Raw genomic sequence first — 14277 nt, forward strand, 5'->3', positions numbered from 1 at the left:
GGGCGGCCGACAGGCGCCGATCTCGCTACGCGCGCCGGCCGCCGGCCTCGTCACCGAAGCCAGGACCGCCGTCGGCGCGCCGGCCTCGCCGCAGGCAGGCCCGATGTTCCGCATTTCCGTGAACAATGAAATCGAGCTCGAAGCCGAAGTGCCGAGCGTTCACCTGCTCAAGCTCAATCCCGGCGCGACGGTGCGCATCAGCCGTGACGATGCGCCCGACGTTGTCGGCAAGGTCCGGCAGATCTCGCCGCAGATCGACCGCACCACCCAGCTCGGCAAGGTCCGAATTTCGCTGAACAACAATCCATCACTCAAGGTCGGCATGTTTGCCCGCGCCAATATCGACGCCAAGCGCTCCTGCGGCGTCGCGGTGCCGCGCACCGCCATCGACCGCCTGACCCTGCAGGTCGTGAAGGGCAACACGATCGAGACGCGAAGGGTGCGCGTCGGCCTGACCTCCGACACCTCTACCGAAATTCTTGAAGGCCTCGATGTCGGCGAAACCGTCGTGGCCGATGCTGGCACCTCTTTGCATGACGGCGACCAGGTCAAGACCATGTTCGCCGATGAACTCGAGCGGACGCGGGCACGCTAATGGCTTTGAATATCTCGGCATGGTCGATCCGGAACCCGCTGCCTTCGATTGTCTTTTCGATCATCCTGCTGGTGCTGGGCTGGGTGAGTTTCACCAAGCTCGCGGTGACGCGGCTGCCAAGCGCCGACATTCCGGTGATCTCGGTCGCGGTGGCGCAATTCGGCGCAGCTCCGGCCGAGTTGGAATCGCAGGTCACCAAGACCATCGAGGACGGCGTATCGGGCGTCGAGGGCGTGCGGCACATTTCGTCGTCGATCACCGACGGCCTGTCGGTGACCACGATCCAGTTCGCGCTGGAGACCAACACCGACCGCGCGCTCAATGACGTCAAGGACGCCGTCACCCGCGTACGCGCCAACCTTCCGCAGAACGTCAACGAGCCGCTGATCCAGCGCGTCGACGTGATCGGCTTGCCGATCGTCACCTATGCCGCGATCTCGCCCGGCAAGACGCCGGAGCAGCTTTCCTATTTCGTCGACGATGTCGTCAAGCGCGCGCTGCAGGGCGTGCGCGGCGTGGCGCAAGTCGAGCGTATCGGCGGCGTCGAGCGCGAGATACTTGTCTCGCTCGACCCCGACCGGCTGCAGGCCGCCGGGCTTACCGCCGTCAATGTCAGCCAGATTCTGCGCGGCACCAATGTCGACCTTGCCGGCGGTCGCGCCGAAATCGGCAAGAACGATCAGGCCATTCGCACGCTGGCCGGCGCCAAGACGCTGAACGAGCTCGCCGGCACCATGATTCCGCTGTTCGGCGGCGGTGAGGTGCGGCTCGACGATCTCGGCACCGTCACCGACACCATTGCCGATCGCCGGACCTTCGCCCGCTTCAACGGCGAGCCGGTGGTGGCGCTCGGCATCAAGCGCTCCAAGGGCGCCAGCGACGTCGTGGTTGCCGCCGCCGTGCAGAAGCGAATCGATGCGCTGAAGGTCGCCTATCCCGATGTCGATCTGAAACTGATCGATACCTCGGTCGACTTCACCAAGGGCAATTACGATGCGGCGATCTCGACCTTGTTCGAGGGCGCAATCCTTGCGGTGATCGTCGTGCTGCTGTTCCTGCGCGATATCAGAGCCACCATTATCGCCGCGATCTCGCTGCCGCTGTCGATCTTCCCGGCGTTCTGGGCAATGGACCTGCTCGGCTTCTCGCTGAACCTGGTCTCCTTCCTCGCCATCACGCTGTCGACGGGCATTCTGGTCGACGACGCCATCGTCGAGATCGAGAACATCGTGCGCCATATGCGCATGGGCAAGTCGCCCTATCGCGCGGCACTCGAAGCCGCCGACGAAATCGGCCTTGCCGTGATCGCGATCTCGCTGACGATCATCGCGATCTTTGCTCCTGCCAGCTTCATGTCCGGCATTGCCGGGCAGTTCTTCAAGCAGTTCGGCATCACGGTATCGGTGCAGGTGTTCTTCTCGCTGCTTGCCGCGCGCTTCGTCACGCCGGTGCTGGCGGCATACTTCCTGAAGGATCACCCGCACGAGGACCCGCCGCCCGGACGTATCCTGCAGGTTTACACCCGGCTCGTGACCTGGTCGGTGAAGCACTACTTCATCACCGTCCTGATCGGCTTCGGCGTCTTCGCCGCCTCGATCTGGAGCATCACGCTGCTGCCGCAAGGCTTCCTGCCGGCGCAGGACACCGCGCGCTCGCTGCTGGCGATGGAATTGCCGCCGGGCTCGCAGCTCGCCTACACCGAGAAGGTGACGGAAGAAATCGTCGCGCGGCTGCGTAAGCGCCCCGAGGTGAAGAGCATCTTCGTCGACGGCGGCCGCGTGCCGCCGGGAACGCAGGAAGTTCGCCGCGCCGCGCTGATCATCAATTACACGCCGAAGGCCGATCGCAAGATCACCCAGCGGCAACTCGAACTCGAGATCGGCCAGGAACTGGAAAACGTTCCCGATATCCGCTTCTGGTTCCTCGACGAAAACGGCCTGCGCGCGATCTCGCTGGTCGTAACCGGTGTCGACAGCAACATCGTCAACAACGTCGCCAGCGAGCTCGCGACGCAGATGAAGCGGATTCCGATCATCGCCAACGTGATTTCGGAAACCTCGCTCGACCGGCCCGAGCTTCGTATCCGGCCGCGGGCCGAACTGGCGGCGCGGCTCGGCGTCTCCACCGAAAGCCTTTCGCAAACGATCCGCGTGGCCACTATTGGCGACGTCGGCCCGGCATTGGCAAAATTCGACGCCGGCGACCGCCAGGTTCCGATCCGGGTCCAGCTCGAGGACAATGCGCGCGGCGACCTGCAGATGCTGCAGCAATTGCGGGTGCCGCTCGGCCAGCGCGGCGAACGCGGCGGCGTGCCGCTGTCGGTTGTCGCCGACATCCAGCTCGACCAGGGTCCGACCAGCATCAACCGCTATGACCGCGAGCGACAGGCGACCGTCGCCGCCGACCTCGTGGGCACCGCAGCCCTCGGCGACGCGACCAAGATGATCTACGAGCTTCCGGTCATGAAGAGCCTGCCCAAGGGCGTGAAGGTCAGCCCGTCGGGCGACGCCGAGAGCCTCAACGAATTGTCGGAAGGTTTTGCCACCGCGATCACCGCGGGCCTGATGATGGTGTACGCGGTGCTGGTGCTGCTGTTCGGCACCTTCCTGCAGCCGATCACCATCCTGTTCTCGCTGCCACTCTCGATCGGCGGCGCGATCGCAGCCCTGCTGCTGACCGGCAAGCAGCTCACTACGCCGGTCTGGATCGGCATCCTGATGCTGATGGGCATCGTCACCAAGAACGCCATCATGCTGGTCGAATTCGCGACTACGGCGATCCGCGAGGGCAAGAAGCGCGACGAGGCGATTATCGACGCCGGCATGAAGCGCGCCCGCCCGATTGTGATGACGACGATCGCGATGGCCGCGGGCATGATGCCGTCAGCGCTCGCGTTCGGCGCCGGCGGCGAATTCCGCTCGCCAATGGCACTCGCTGTGATCGGCGGCCTGATATTCTCCACCATCCTGTCGCTGGTGTTCGTGCCGGCGATGTTCATGGTGATGGACGATCTCGGCGCGCTGTGCTGGCGGCTGGGCAAGAAGCTGATCGTCTCCAGCGCGGAGACGGAGTCCGCAGGTCACGGATCGGATCACAAGGAGCCACCCGCCAAGGGCCCGCCGGCGATGTCGCCTGCGGCGGAGTGAGGGAACTTGTATGAGGTCGCTTGGTTGAGAGGCCTCGACAGGCAACCGATAGATGATAGATTTCACACCATGAACTTGGTCAACCGAACGCTTGAAATCGACGCTGAAACCGACGCGAGACTTCGTGAAATGGCGAAGGAGCGCGGGCAGGATGTTGCTGCCGTGTTGGCGGAAGCAGTCGCGTTGCTCGATTCCGTTGTCGATCTTGCCGGTCCAGACATTAGCGAGGATCGTAGTCGCTACGAAGAATTTCGACGGACCCGCGCCGCCGTACCGCTTGACGACGTCAAAGCGTGGGTCGCAAGCTGGGGTTCCTCAGACGAACTGCCACGCCCGCAACCCCGCAAGATCAGATGATTCTCCTTTCGCACGACGCCGTAGAGGACGTCGAGCGGCTCAGAACATTTCTCAATGATGTGAATCCGGGCGCTGCACGACGAGCGCTGGAGTTGATCTCGGCCGCGATCGAGAGATTGCAGGACTTTCCGACACTCGGAATGTCGACGGAGGATCCCGAGATTCGCCAGATTATCGTCCGCTTCGGGGCGTCTGGTTATATTATCCGCTACGTCATTCTTGCCGAAGCAGGCGACATCCTCATCACGAGAATCTGGCACGGTCGCGAAGCGCGCGTATAGCGCGCCCGCAGCTACTACTCGTTCCGCGCCACCGCCGTCAGCTTGGTCATGTTCTGCAGCAGGATGCGTCCGCGCTGCAGGTCCAGAATGCCGTCCTTGCGCCAGAGCTGCAGTTGACGGTTGACGCTTTCGCGGGCGGCACCTACGAAGACACCGAGTTGTTCCTGCGAGATGTGCACTTCGGAACCGAAATCGGAAGCCAGCGCACAGAGCCGCCGCGCGAGTCGAACCGGCAGCGGCTGCAGCACGGATTCCTCCATCCGCTCGCTCTGCCAGCGGATGCGCTGGCACAGCAGCTTGATGATCTTGATCGCGACCTTCGGCTCGCGTTCCAGGAACGCCAGGAAATCCTCGCGCCGCAGCACGAACAGTTCCGACGGTTCACCGGCGGTAGCGTCCGCGGTGCGGCTCTCGCCGTCGAGGACGGCGACCTCGCCGAACAGGTCGCCGGGCCCCATGAAATTCAGCGTCAGGCGGCTGCCGTCGGAGGCACCGGTCTCGATTCGGATCTGGCCGCGCCGGACCCCGTAAAGGGCGTCGCCAGCGTCGCCCTTCTGGAACAGCATTTCACCGAGGCCGAGCTGCTGGGTGTGGCAAAGACCGGAGATGCGCTGCAATTCGTCAGCGCCCAGATCGGCGAACATCGGGTTCATTTTCAAAATGACCGCAAATTCGGCCTGTTTACTCATAGTATTACCTTCCAAATCAGCCTGGACCCGCCCTATCAAGGCCGTTAGCAAGATTCCTGCGCCCACGAGTGTGTCATAAGTCACATAACTTTGCAGTACCCCCGGAATATTTTTGGCTTCTTTGGGCCCATCCCGTTTCCGGGATAAGCTCGCCTGACCGGTTGCGCCCGCGTATCGCGCCACCGAAATAAGAGCCGCTTGCGCGGTCTGGAATGTCGATATGAGAGCACTGAAAATTGCCGGCGCCGCCATTGCCGCCGTGATCGCCGTCATCGCGCTGCTGCTGGTGATCGGCATCCCCTCGAGCTTTGTGACGGCGCAGATCCAGGAGCGGGTCGAGCGCGAGACCGGCTACAAGCTTGCGATCAACGGCGGCACCAAGATCGGCCTGTGGCCGTCGCTCAACGTCACGCTGAGCGACGTCACGTTGCAGAATCCGAAGGACCGCGACATCAACCACCGCTTCACGGCCTCAAGCATCGAGGCGGACGTGACGCTCGCGAGCCTCTGGGCGGGCAAGCCGCAGATCACCGAGCTCGTCATCATCCGCCCGGTGGTCAATCTGCCGCTGCAACGCGAGCGCGTGAGGGAGGCCAGTTCGCCCTCGAAGCCCGCTGCCGGCAAGACGGCGGACGCCTTTTCGATCGAGCATGTCAGCGTCACCGGCGGCACCGTCGTGTTCTCCAATCTGCGTGACCGCGTCGAGAACAGGATCGAGAGCGTCAACGCCGACATTACCATCGATGCCGACCGCAAGGTCAGGCTGACAGGCAGCGCACGCAGCGGCGGCCATCCGCTGAAATTCGAGGTCAAGGCGTCGCCGCCCGCACCGCCGATCGAGCGGCAGAATATCCCGGCCGAGATCAAGATCGACGCGCCCGGCCTGCTGCACGCCCAGCTCACGGCCAAGGCCGAAGCCCGGCTCAACGGCTCGGTCGTGATGATCAACGGCGTTACCGGCGCGCTCGGCGACGGCGCGTTCAACGGCTGGGCCTCGGTCGATCTGTCGAGCAAGCCGCTGGTGAAGCTCGACCTCGACTTCCAGAAGCTTACGGTCGCGATGACGCGCAGCACCGGCGGCGGCTCGGCGCAGCCCTGGAGCAGTGCTACGATCGACGTCAACGGCCTCAATTACGTCGACCTGCAGGCGCGCATTTCTGCGGCCGAACTCAACGTCGGCGACGCGCGTTTCACCCCCGCCGCGATCGACGCCACGCTCACAAGCGGCGTCTTGAAGGCGCAGGTTTCCAACCTTGGCGCCTATGACGGCAACGCCAATGGCGATCTGACCCTCGATGTCTCCACCGCCAATCCCGCCTACACGATGCGGGCCGATCTCACCGGCGTGCGCGCGCTTCCGCTGCTGGACGGCCTGGCCGATTTCGACAGGATCGACGGCAAGATGCAGGCGAGGATCAGCGTGCGCTCCGCCGGCACCAGCCAGCGCGCGATCATGTCGAACATGGCCGGCACGGCCTTCGTCGTATTCCAGGACGGTGCGATCAAGGGGCTCAACGTCGCGCAGATGATCCGCTCGCTGACGGCGAGCACGCTGTCGGGCTGGCAGGAGAGCGAGGAGAAGGCGACGGACCTTTCGCAATTGTCGGCGTCGTTCAAGATCGACAAGGGCCAGGCGCAAACCACCGACCTTAATCTGGTCGGCCCGCTGGTGAAGATGACCGGCGTCGGCACCATCGATCTCGGCACCAAGCAGATCGGCTTCCGCGTCGAGCCGAAGCTCGTGATGACCACCGAAGGCCAAGGCCGCGCCGCCGATCCTGTCGGACTCGGCATTCCCGTGATGATCGAGGGCCCGTGGGGAAGCCCACGGATCTATCCGGAGATGCAGGGCATCCTCGACAATCCCGATGCGGCCTATGCCAGGCTGAAGGAGATGGGCAAGGGCCTGTTCGGCCAGAACGGCGCCGGGCTTGGCGCTGCGATCGGCAACCTGCTCGGCGGACAGCCGGGAGCCGCCGGCGGACAACAAGGCGGCGCCGGCGGACAGGGGGCTGGCGGACAACCGGCCAACCCGCTTGGTGGCCAGCTCGGCGAAAGCATCGGCAATCTGCTGCAGCAGGGCTTGAGCGGGCTGGGTCAGGGCGGCGCGCGTCCGGGCGGCCAACGCAGCATCCCCAGTCCGAATTCGCCCGAGCAGGCTCCTGCCCAGGCCGCGCCGGCTGAGCCGGCGGCTCCCCCGCCACCGAGCGATACGACCGCGCAGCCGGACAGCCCGCCGATGAACGAGGTCTTGCGGCAGCTTTTCAATCGGTGAGCTCTCTCGACGCGCACCATCTTTGCGGCCACCCCTCTCCCTAGCCCTCTCCCGCAAGGGGAGAGGGAACGCAGCGCGCCGCGGCTTTTTTGACCCTAGATTGGGCAATCGAACCTACTAACCATGTCGGCGGGCTCACAGCCCCGCCCCCCAATTCGTGCTAAACAGCCCCTCATGCCGGGGCTGCCGAGACAGGCCGGCCTGTGACAAACCGATGCGCGCGCCCCCGCGTGGGCCGGCACGAGGGTCCGGATGAATGAGGTCAAGGACAGAGTCTGGTTCCTGCGCGAGGGCCTGTTCGCCAAATACGTCGTCGCGCTCGTCGGCCTCGTCGTGTTCGTGCTGGCCGTCAACGGCGCGATGGAAATCTGGATCACCTACCGCGGCATCAAGAGCTCGCTCAGCGACGGCATGTCGGAGAAGGCGCAGGCGACCGCCAAGCGCATCGAGCAATCGGTGGCTGACCTCGAACGCCAGATCTCCTGGGTGACGCGGGCCTCCTCCAACACGCTGGATCTGCGCCGCGCCGACTACACCCAGTTGCTGCGTCAGGTTCCGCAGGTCAGCCAGCTCTCGCTGCTCAGCAGCAATGGCCGCGAACAGCTCCGCCTGACGCGGCAGACCGTGACGCTCGGTAGCAACGCCGATTTCTCGCGCGATGTCCGCTTCACCGAAACCGTCTCGCGCGGCACCAGTTTCGCGCCGGCTTATTTGCGCGACCAGCGGCCGTTCATGTCGATCGCGCTGTCGCATGCCGACGGCAGCATCACCGTCGCCGAGATCGACCTCGACTTCCTCGACGACCTGCTTGGCGATGACCAGGTCGGCAGGGTGGCATCCGCCTATGTCATCGATCCCAAGGGCGAGGTGCTGGCGAGTTCGGCAAGGGGCCCCGAGGTCGGCAAGAATCTCGCGGCGCTGCCGCAGGTCGCTGCCGTCATCGCCTCGGGCGGCAGGGCGCCGGCGTCGGGGACCGACAGCAGGGGCGACGCGGTGCTGACGACGTCGAGGCCGGTCGCAAAGCTCGGCTGGCATGTGTTCTTCGAGCAGCCGACGGCGCAGGCGCTGACGCCGATCCGCGATCAGCTTGTGCGGATCGCGATGCTGATCGCGCTCGGCCTCGTGGTCGCGATCATCGCCGGCACCATGATGGCGCGGCGCATGCTGGTGCCGATCACGGCGCTGCAGGCCGGCGCGCGGCGTCTCGGGGCCGGCGATTTCGGCCACCGCATCGAGGTCAAGACGTCGGACGAGCTGGAGGAGCTGGCCAACCAGTTCAACGGCATGGCCGGGCAGCTCGCCGAGACTTATTCGAACCTCGAAGCCAAGGTGAAGGAGCGGACGCGGGACCTGGCGCAATCGATCAACGAGCTCAAGGTGCTCGAGGAAGTCGGCCGCGCGGTCGCCTCCTCGCTCGACCTCAACGCCGTGCTGCCGACCGTCGCCGCGCGTGCGCTGGAAATCACCCACGCCGACGCCGTGCTGATCTACAGCTATGACGCCGGCAATCACCAGTTCAGCCTCGCTGAATCCATTGGCATCGACAAGGCGGCCGAAGGCAGCCACCGCGCCATCGACGCCGACAATTCGCCGCTCGGCGAAGCCGCGACGAGCGGCGAGCCGATCGCCATTCCCCAGCTCGGCGCGATGCGCGAACATCCCCTGCGCGACGTCGCGATCGAAGCCGGCTACAATTCCGTGCTGGTGGTGCCGCTGGTCGACCAGACCGGCATTCTGGGATCGCTGGTGGTGCTGCGGCAGAACGCCGGTGAATTTTCCGCCAATCTGATCGGGCTGATGAAGACCTTTGCGCATCAGGCGGTGCTGGCGATGCGCAATGCGCGGCTGTTCACCGAGGTGGACCACAAGAGCCGCGAGCTGCTGGCCGCCAACGACATCGTGCGCGAGCAGGCCGACAAGCTGCAGGAGCAGACCGACCAGCTCAGGGACTGGAACCGCTCGCTGGAGGAGCGCGTCGAAACGCAGCTCGGCGAGATCGAGCGCATCCGGCGGCTGGAGCGTTTCCTGGCGCCGCAGGTGGCGCAGCTGATCGCCTCCTCCGACGGCCATGAGGGCCTGCTCGACAGCCACCGCCGCGAGGTGACGGTGGTGTTCTGCGACCTGCGCGGCTTTACGAGTTTCACCGAGACCACCGAGCCGGAAGAGGCGATGAACGTGCTGCGCGAATATCACGCAGCGCTCGGCGAACTGATCTTCAAATATGAAGGCACGCTCGACCGCTATGCCGGCGACGGCGTGATGATCCTGTTCAATGCGCCGATCCAGTTCGACGACCACACCGCGCGCGCCGTTCGCATGGCTGTCGAGATGCGCGACACCATCGGCCAACTTACCGAGAAATGGCGCAACCGCGGCCACAATCTCGGCTTCGGCATCGGCATTGCGCTGGGCTACGCCACGCTCGGCCAGATCGGTTTTGAGCAGCGACTGGAATACGCCGCGATCGGCAGCGTGACCAACCTCGCCTCGCGGCTGTGCGACGAAGCCAAGGCCAACCAGATCGTAGTGTCCAGGCGCGTCTACGGCATGGTCGAGCCATGGGTGGAAGGGCGGCCGATCGACGATTTGAATCTGAAGGGATTCAATCATCCGATTTTGGCGGCGGAGATCATGAGCTGGCGCGAGGAAGTGGACAATGTGGTGGATGCCGCGACGGCCGCGGCAAGGCGGAAGAAGAGTTCGTAGTCCCCGTCGTCCCTGCGAACGCAGGGACCCATACCGCGTGATCTCTCAATAGAGCAGAACGGCAGACGCCTTTCGCAAAATACCCGCCGGTGGTTATGGGTCCCTGCGTTCGCAGGGACGACACTGTGTGTGCCGCGCGTTCGCCTCACATTTCAAACAGCAGCAATCCTCCCGCGGCGCCATGCGCCCGAGGATTTGCATCTTCATCCGCCCACCGAAAAAATCAGAGGGCGCAGGGAAAGCCGGGTGCCCTCAGCACCCGCGATCGTGCGCAAAAATGCACACGGGTGACCGCAAGGTGCGCCGGAACACCCGGCCTTCCCTGCGCAATGGTTTTACGGCTTATGGCGCGCTCTTCCCGGCGACGAATTCCTCTTGCCACCGTCGCTGACGAATTGACGATTTCTCGAAGCCCGGTTGGGCCCGACAAATCTCCATCAGCTTGACACCAGCCACGGGTGCCAGAACCACACGCCTTTGCCGTCCACGGCTTCCTCTGCCAAAACCCTTCGACCGGCTCATGTGCTGCCGACCAAAATTCTGGCGAAGGCGTTTAAGCGCCGGTCGTCTGCGCGCCGGCTAATCGCTCACGGAAATCCGCCCTGCGACCCCTCGCGCGCCCGACGCTGCCGCGTCCATCGCATCCCGCATCCAACGTCCGTGACGATCGCGATACGCCCCTCTTGGTGGGACGGGATGCGCGGAGTTGTACGGGTGATTTGGGTCAATCGAGAAGCGGAATATTTTTGCGCGCAGGACTGGACCGGGCAAATCACGTTGAAACCGTTAGAGAAATTTGCTCGACCGCGCACGCACCGCGTTGCTGCAACCGTTGCGCCCGACTGACAACAAGCGACGACGATGCATCCGCCTGTCAGTGCCAACCGGGCTGCTGCATTCGCGCGCGGGTCTGCGCCAGCTCTTCGAGATTGCTGTCGATCTGCGTGCGGTACATGCCGAGATCCTCAAGCTGGCGGTCGTCGAGCTTGCGCAGGGCCTCACGCGCGGCGTGACGCTCGTGGCGCGCGATCACCGCCGCGAGGAAGCGGTTGATGAGACGGCGCAGGCGCGCCGGCCAAACCGCCATTCGCAAAGCAAATGGCCTGGTGGCGGAGGTCGGAATGGTGGTCAGCATGGTCATGGCAATGCTCTTCAAAGAGAAGCCGGAACTCGGTCAACTTGCCGCGCATCCTTTCTATCGAAGGCCTGCTGCCAGCATGGTGTCAGCAGTCTTCGGCGCGTACGCCTGAAGGCGCGACGCGCACCCGGCACGGCTGGATCGAGGATCTAAATGAGGAAACGATGAGCCACACCGCCGCCAAGGCTAGCCCGCCGGCGATGCAGGGCCGGGAGCTCGTCAGGCCACCTTTCGTCCGGCTGCGAGATCCTTGACGGCTTCGGTGGTCAGCGGCTGACCGCCGACGCCCCAATCGCCGCTGGCGACTTCGGAAATCTTGACCCAGGTAACGCCGCGCATGTTCTCGCCCTCGATCGACACCATGGCGTCCGTGAGCTTCCTGATCATCTGGCTCTTCTGCTCGGAATTGAACACGTTCTCGATGACGTGAACCTCTATCAATGGCATGTAGTTCTCCTTGATGCCTTCCTCGCGGAAGCGAGGGCAGCATCAACATGCCCGCTACGACCGGCCAAGACTTTCAGATAGCTCTGATTTGCCGTCCAGACCCGCTTGAGATATCGACGCGACGCTATTGCAGACCGGCGCGAAGAAACCCTTCCAGATAATGCGCCTTGTCCGCCTCGTACTCGAACGGCAGTCTGTTGGCAGCGAGGCAAGCGAGATGTTGGGCTGGGCGCGGCGGAGGCCATCGAGATCACCTTCACGTCGATGAACTTCGCATCGGCCGCCTGCTCTTGTTGATTGCTCACGCAGTATCGGCCACAACGCGCACCTCAAAATGCACGCCCGTTTCGATTTGCAATGCGCCAATCATTCGTCGACGAAAACGCGCGGGTCCGGTTCAGCCGGCGGTTCGTCGCGTATACCGTCCGGCAAGAAATCGCGTCCGCCGAGTTCATCGAGACGCACGAACCACGCCTCTGCATCGAACGGCGGCTTCTTCAGCGGCTCGGGGGTCGCTTTGTTGCGGACCTTGCTGACGGCCTATCCTCCGGATGGAAGGCAGATTCGTTCACGATCAACTTCAACTTCTAGGCGAAATCGGAGCTTTTCGGAAGCCCGCTGCCCATTGGCGCCCGAACGTGCCCGAGCACGGCGAACTATGGTGCGTTTTCGAGAAACGGATTGACGATGGCGAGGCCGCCGATGCTGCGGCCGTGCTGCATGTCTTCGCTAAACAGCGTGTCGCAACCACCCTCGATGGCAGCGGCGACGATCAGGGCGTCGTAGAACGGCAGGCCGTGCTCGCGGGCGAGAGACACGGCCCCCGTATGCGTGTTCAGCGTGACGGGCAAGACGTCATCGAGCGATGCGCGGAACAGCCCGAGCGCGAGTTCGATCTGCGGCCAGTCATGATGAAGCTTGCGGCGGGCGACGTGGACGAACTCGTTCAGCACCTGAACGCTGACGACGCCGCCGCGGCTCAGGCAATCCACCGCCCGTTGTTTCCTGGCGTCCGAAGTCGCGGTGTAGACGAGAATGTTGGTGTCGAAAAACGCCTTCACCGCTCGTTCGCCTCGTCCCGATCGAACTTGTAATCGGGAGGAAGCGACCAGTTCAGGGAAGCCAGGCGCTCGAGCGCAGCCTTGCGGCGGTCCTCCTTGTGGACGACCAGCGTTCGCTCGGCCACGTCGACGATCTCGAGTTCGTCGCCGGCCCGCAGACCCATCTTTTCGACCAGGGCTTTGGGCAGCCGCACGGCCAGGCTGTCGCCCCATTTCGAAACCTGCATGGCATCCTCCAACGAAACCAAGATGATATCATCTGTATGATATCATCTCAAGTGCTGGCGCAGCGGGACGTTTTCATTCGCCAGGCTACAGCCCGGCGGGTACCCGCGCAGCTCTCCCTACCCCAACCCCGCGCGCCGAAACCCCTCCACGTAATGCGCCTTGTCGGCTTCGTGCTCGAACGGCAATTCGCTGGCCAGCCAGGCGAGCTTGATGTTGGGCTGGGCGCGGCGGAGGCCCTCGAGGGCGGCTTTGGCAGCGTCGGTGCCGCCGGCCATGCCGAGGGAGGCCGTCAGCACGCGGTGGGCGCCGACAAAGTCGGTGCGCTGCCGCAGCGCTTCACGCGACAGGCGGATCGCCTCCGCGTAATTGCGGCCGACATACTGGCAATAGGCGGCGACGCCGCAATAGATCGCGGCAAAGGGATCGCGGGGCGAGAATTTCAGCGCCTCGCGCGCGGCGCGGTCGCCCTCCTCCCAGCGCCCGCGATAGGACAGCGCAACACCGTAAATGCCGCGCGCCGGCGAAAAATTCGGATTGAGCCGCAGCGCCAGCTCGAATTCGGCGATGCAATCATCAAAGCGCCGGTTGAACAGATAGACGCTGGCCAGCGCATAATGCGCCCACGCATCCTCGCTGTCGGCCCGGATCGCCGCCAGCGCCGCGCGCTCCGCTGTTGGCACGGCCCTGGACATTTCCTGCCAGCCCATATGGGCGCTGAACGTATGGCAGGACGCCAGCAGGCTGAGCGCCTGGCCGTAAGAAGGATCGACACTGATCGCCTTTTCCAGAAGCGCCTGCGCGACCAGATTGTCCTGCCGCGTCACGCGCCAGTAATGCGATAGCGCACGCATCACCAGGTCCCACGCATCCATGTTGTCAGGCGTCTTGCGCCGGGCCCGGAAATCCTCGGCCGCGTAGAGCTGCGGCTCGATCGCCGCGACGACGGCCTGGGTGATTTCGTCCTGCACGGCGAACACGTCGGCGAGATTGCGGTCGTAGCGCTCCGCCCAGAGGTGACTGCCGGTCGCGACGTCAACGAGCTGGGCCGTGATGCGCACATGGTCGCCGTCCTTGCGCACGCTGCCTTCCACGACGTAGCCGACGCCGAGTTCCTCGCCGATCTGCTGGTGGTGGACGGATTTTCCCCGGTAGACGAACGAGGAATTCCGCGCGATCACATAGAACCAGCGCAGCTTCGACAGCGCGGTGATGATGTCCTCGCTTATGCCTTCCGAAAAATATTCCTGTTCCGGCTCGCCGCTGAGATTGACGAACGGGAGCACGGCGATCGCGGTGCGATCAAGCGCCGGGAACGGCCGATGCAGCGGCTCGCCGGCGGGGGCGCGCGGCTCGG

Annotated in this window: 12 protein-coding genes; 6 read left to right on the plus strand and 6 right to left on the minus strand. The window is 64.3% G+C overall.

Annotation, left to right across the window (positions count from 1 at the left end):
• From CP49_RS34540 to CP49_RS34555, 4 genes are all read left to right on the plus strand, one after another.
• Positions 1-595: efflux RND transporter periplasmic adaptor subunit (locus CP49_RS34540; protein ID WP_156438830.1), on the plus strand; the 595-nt coding region annotated here is incomplete at its 5' end.
• Complete coding sequence (locus tag CP49_RS34545; RefSeq protein ID WP_057854585.1) at positions 595-3741, plus strand: efflux RND transporter permease subunit; 3147 nt, start codon at positions 595-597, stop codon at positions 3739-3741. The genes CP49_RS34540 and CP49_RS34545, both read left to right, overlap by 1 nt.
• A gap of 6 nt (positions 3742-3747) precedes the next feature.
• Entirely contained in the window at positions 3748-4098 is a 351-nt protein-coding gene (locus CP49_RS46785) for a hypothetical protein (RefSeq protein WP_245311026.1), read from the plus strand.
• Positions 4095-4379, plus strand: a complete 285-nt coding sequence (locus CP49_RS34555) for a type II toxin-antitoxin system RelE/ParE family toxin (RefSeq protein WP_057854586.1) — start codon at positions 4095-4097, stop codon at positions 4377-4379. The genes CP49_RS46785 and CP49_RS34555 overlap by 4 nt, the downstream gene beginning before the upstream one ends.
• Positions 4380-4393: 14 nt before the next feature.
• On the opposite strand, the gene CP49_RS34560 is transcribed toward CP49_RS34555, so the two are convergent.
• Positions 4394-5068: a Crp/Fnr family transcriptional regulator gene (locus CP49_RS34560; RefSeq protein ID WP_057854587.1), complete on the minus strand. Its 675-nt coding sequence runs from the start codon at positions 5066-5068 to the stop codon at positions 4394-4396.
• 220 nt (positions 5069-5288) lie between these two features.
• Here CP49_RS34560 and CP49_RS34565 point away from each other — a divergent pair, with 220 nt between their 5' ends.
• Both CP49_RS34565 and CP49_RS34570 read left to right on the plus strand, forming a co-directional pair.
• Complete coding sequence (locus CP49_RS34565) at positions 5289-7343, plus strand: AsmA family protein (protein WP_057854588.1); 2055 nt, start codon at positions 5289-5291, stop codon at positions 7341-7343.
• Between the two features lie 252 nt (positions 7344-7595).
• Complete coding sequence (locus CP49_RS34570; protein WP_057854589.1) at positions 7596-10049, plus strand: adenylate/guanylate cyclase domain-containing protein; 2454 nt, start codon at positions 7596-7598, stop codon at positions 10047-10049.
• A gap of 874 nt (positions 10050-10923) precedes the next feature.
• Here CP49_RS34570 and CP49_RS34575 read toward each other — a convergent pair.
• The 5 genes from CP49_RS34575 to CP49_RS46460 all read right to left on the minus strand — a co-directional run.
• The gene (locus tag CP49_RS34575; RefSeq protein ID WP_082646403.1) at positions 10924-11190 is read right to left on the minus strand and encodes a DUF1127 domain-containing protein; all 267 of its coding nucleotides are present in this window, start codon (positions 11188-11190) and stop codon (positions 10924-10926) included.
• Between the two features lie 216 nt (positions 11191-11406).
• Entirely contained in the window at positions 11407-11634 is a 228-nt protein-coding gene (locus tag CP49_RS34580) for a tautomerase family protein (RefSeq protein WP_057854591.1), read from the minus strand.
• A 656-nt stretch (positions 11635-12290) separates the two neighbouring features.
• Positions 12291-12695, minus strand: a complete 405-nt coding sequence (locus CP49_RS34590; protein WP_057854593.1) for a PIN domain-containing protein — start codon at positions 12693-12695, stop codon at positions 12291-12293.
• Complete coding sequence (locus CP49_RS34595; RefSeq protein WP_057854596.1) at positions 12692-12922, minus strand: AbrB/MazE/SpoVT family DNA-binding domain-containing protein; 231 nt, start codon at positions 12920-12922, stop codon at positions 12692-12694. The genes CP49_RS34590 and CP49_RS34595 overlap by 4 nt, the downstream gene beginning before the upstream one ends.
• A 117-nt stretch (positions 12923-13039) precedes the next feature.
• A partial coding sequence (locus CP49_RS46460) for a tetratricopeptide repeat protein (protein ID WP_057854594.1) occupies positions 13040-14277 on the minus strand: 1238 nt, incomplete at its 5' end.

Source organism: Bradyrhizobium valentinum (genome assembly GCF_001440405.1).
In the GTDB taxonomy this organism is placed as follows: Bacteria; Pseudomonadota; Alphaproteobacteria; order Rhizobiales; family Xanthobacteraceae; genus Bradyrhizobium; species Bradyrhizobium valentinum.

What these genes read in the sequence shown, in the direction of transcription:
- CP49_RS34560 (WP_057854587.1), bottom strand. Translation starts at nt 5,068, where the DNA reads ATGAGTAAACAGGCCGAATTTGCGGTCATTTTGAAAATGAACCCGATG.
- CP49_RS34555 (WP_057854586.1), top strand. Translation starts at nt 4,095, where the DNA reads ATGATTCTCCTTTCGCACGACGCCGTAGAGGACGTCGAGCGGCTCAGA.
- CP49_RS34570 (WP_057854589.1), top strand. Translation starts at nt 7,596, where the DNA reads ATGAATGAGGTCAAGGACAGAGTCTGGTTCCTGCGCGAGGGCCTGTTC.
- CP49_RS34580 (WP_057854591.1), bottom strand. Translation starts at nt 11,634, where the DNA reads ATGCCATTGATAGAGGTTCACGTCATCGAGAACGTGTTCAATTCCGAG.
- CP49_RS34545 (WP_057854585.1), top strand. Translation starts at nt 595, where the DNA reads ATGGCTTTGAATATCTCGGCATGGTCGATCCGGAACCCGCTGCCTTCG.
- CP49_RS34565 (WP_057854588.1), top strand. Translation starts at nt 5,289, where the DNA reads ATGAGAGCACTGAAAATTGCCGGCGCCGCCATTGCCGCCGTGATCGCC.
- CP49_RS34595 (WP_057854596.1), bottom strand. Translation starts at nt 12,922, where the DNA reads ATGCAGGTTTCGAAATGGGGCGACAGCCTGGCCGTGCGGCTGCCCAAA.
- CP49_RS34575 (WP_082646403.1), bottom strand. Translation starts at nt 11,190, where the DNA reads ATGACCATGCTGACCACCATTCCGACCTCCGCCACCAGGCCATTTGCT.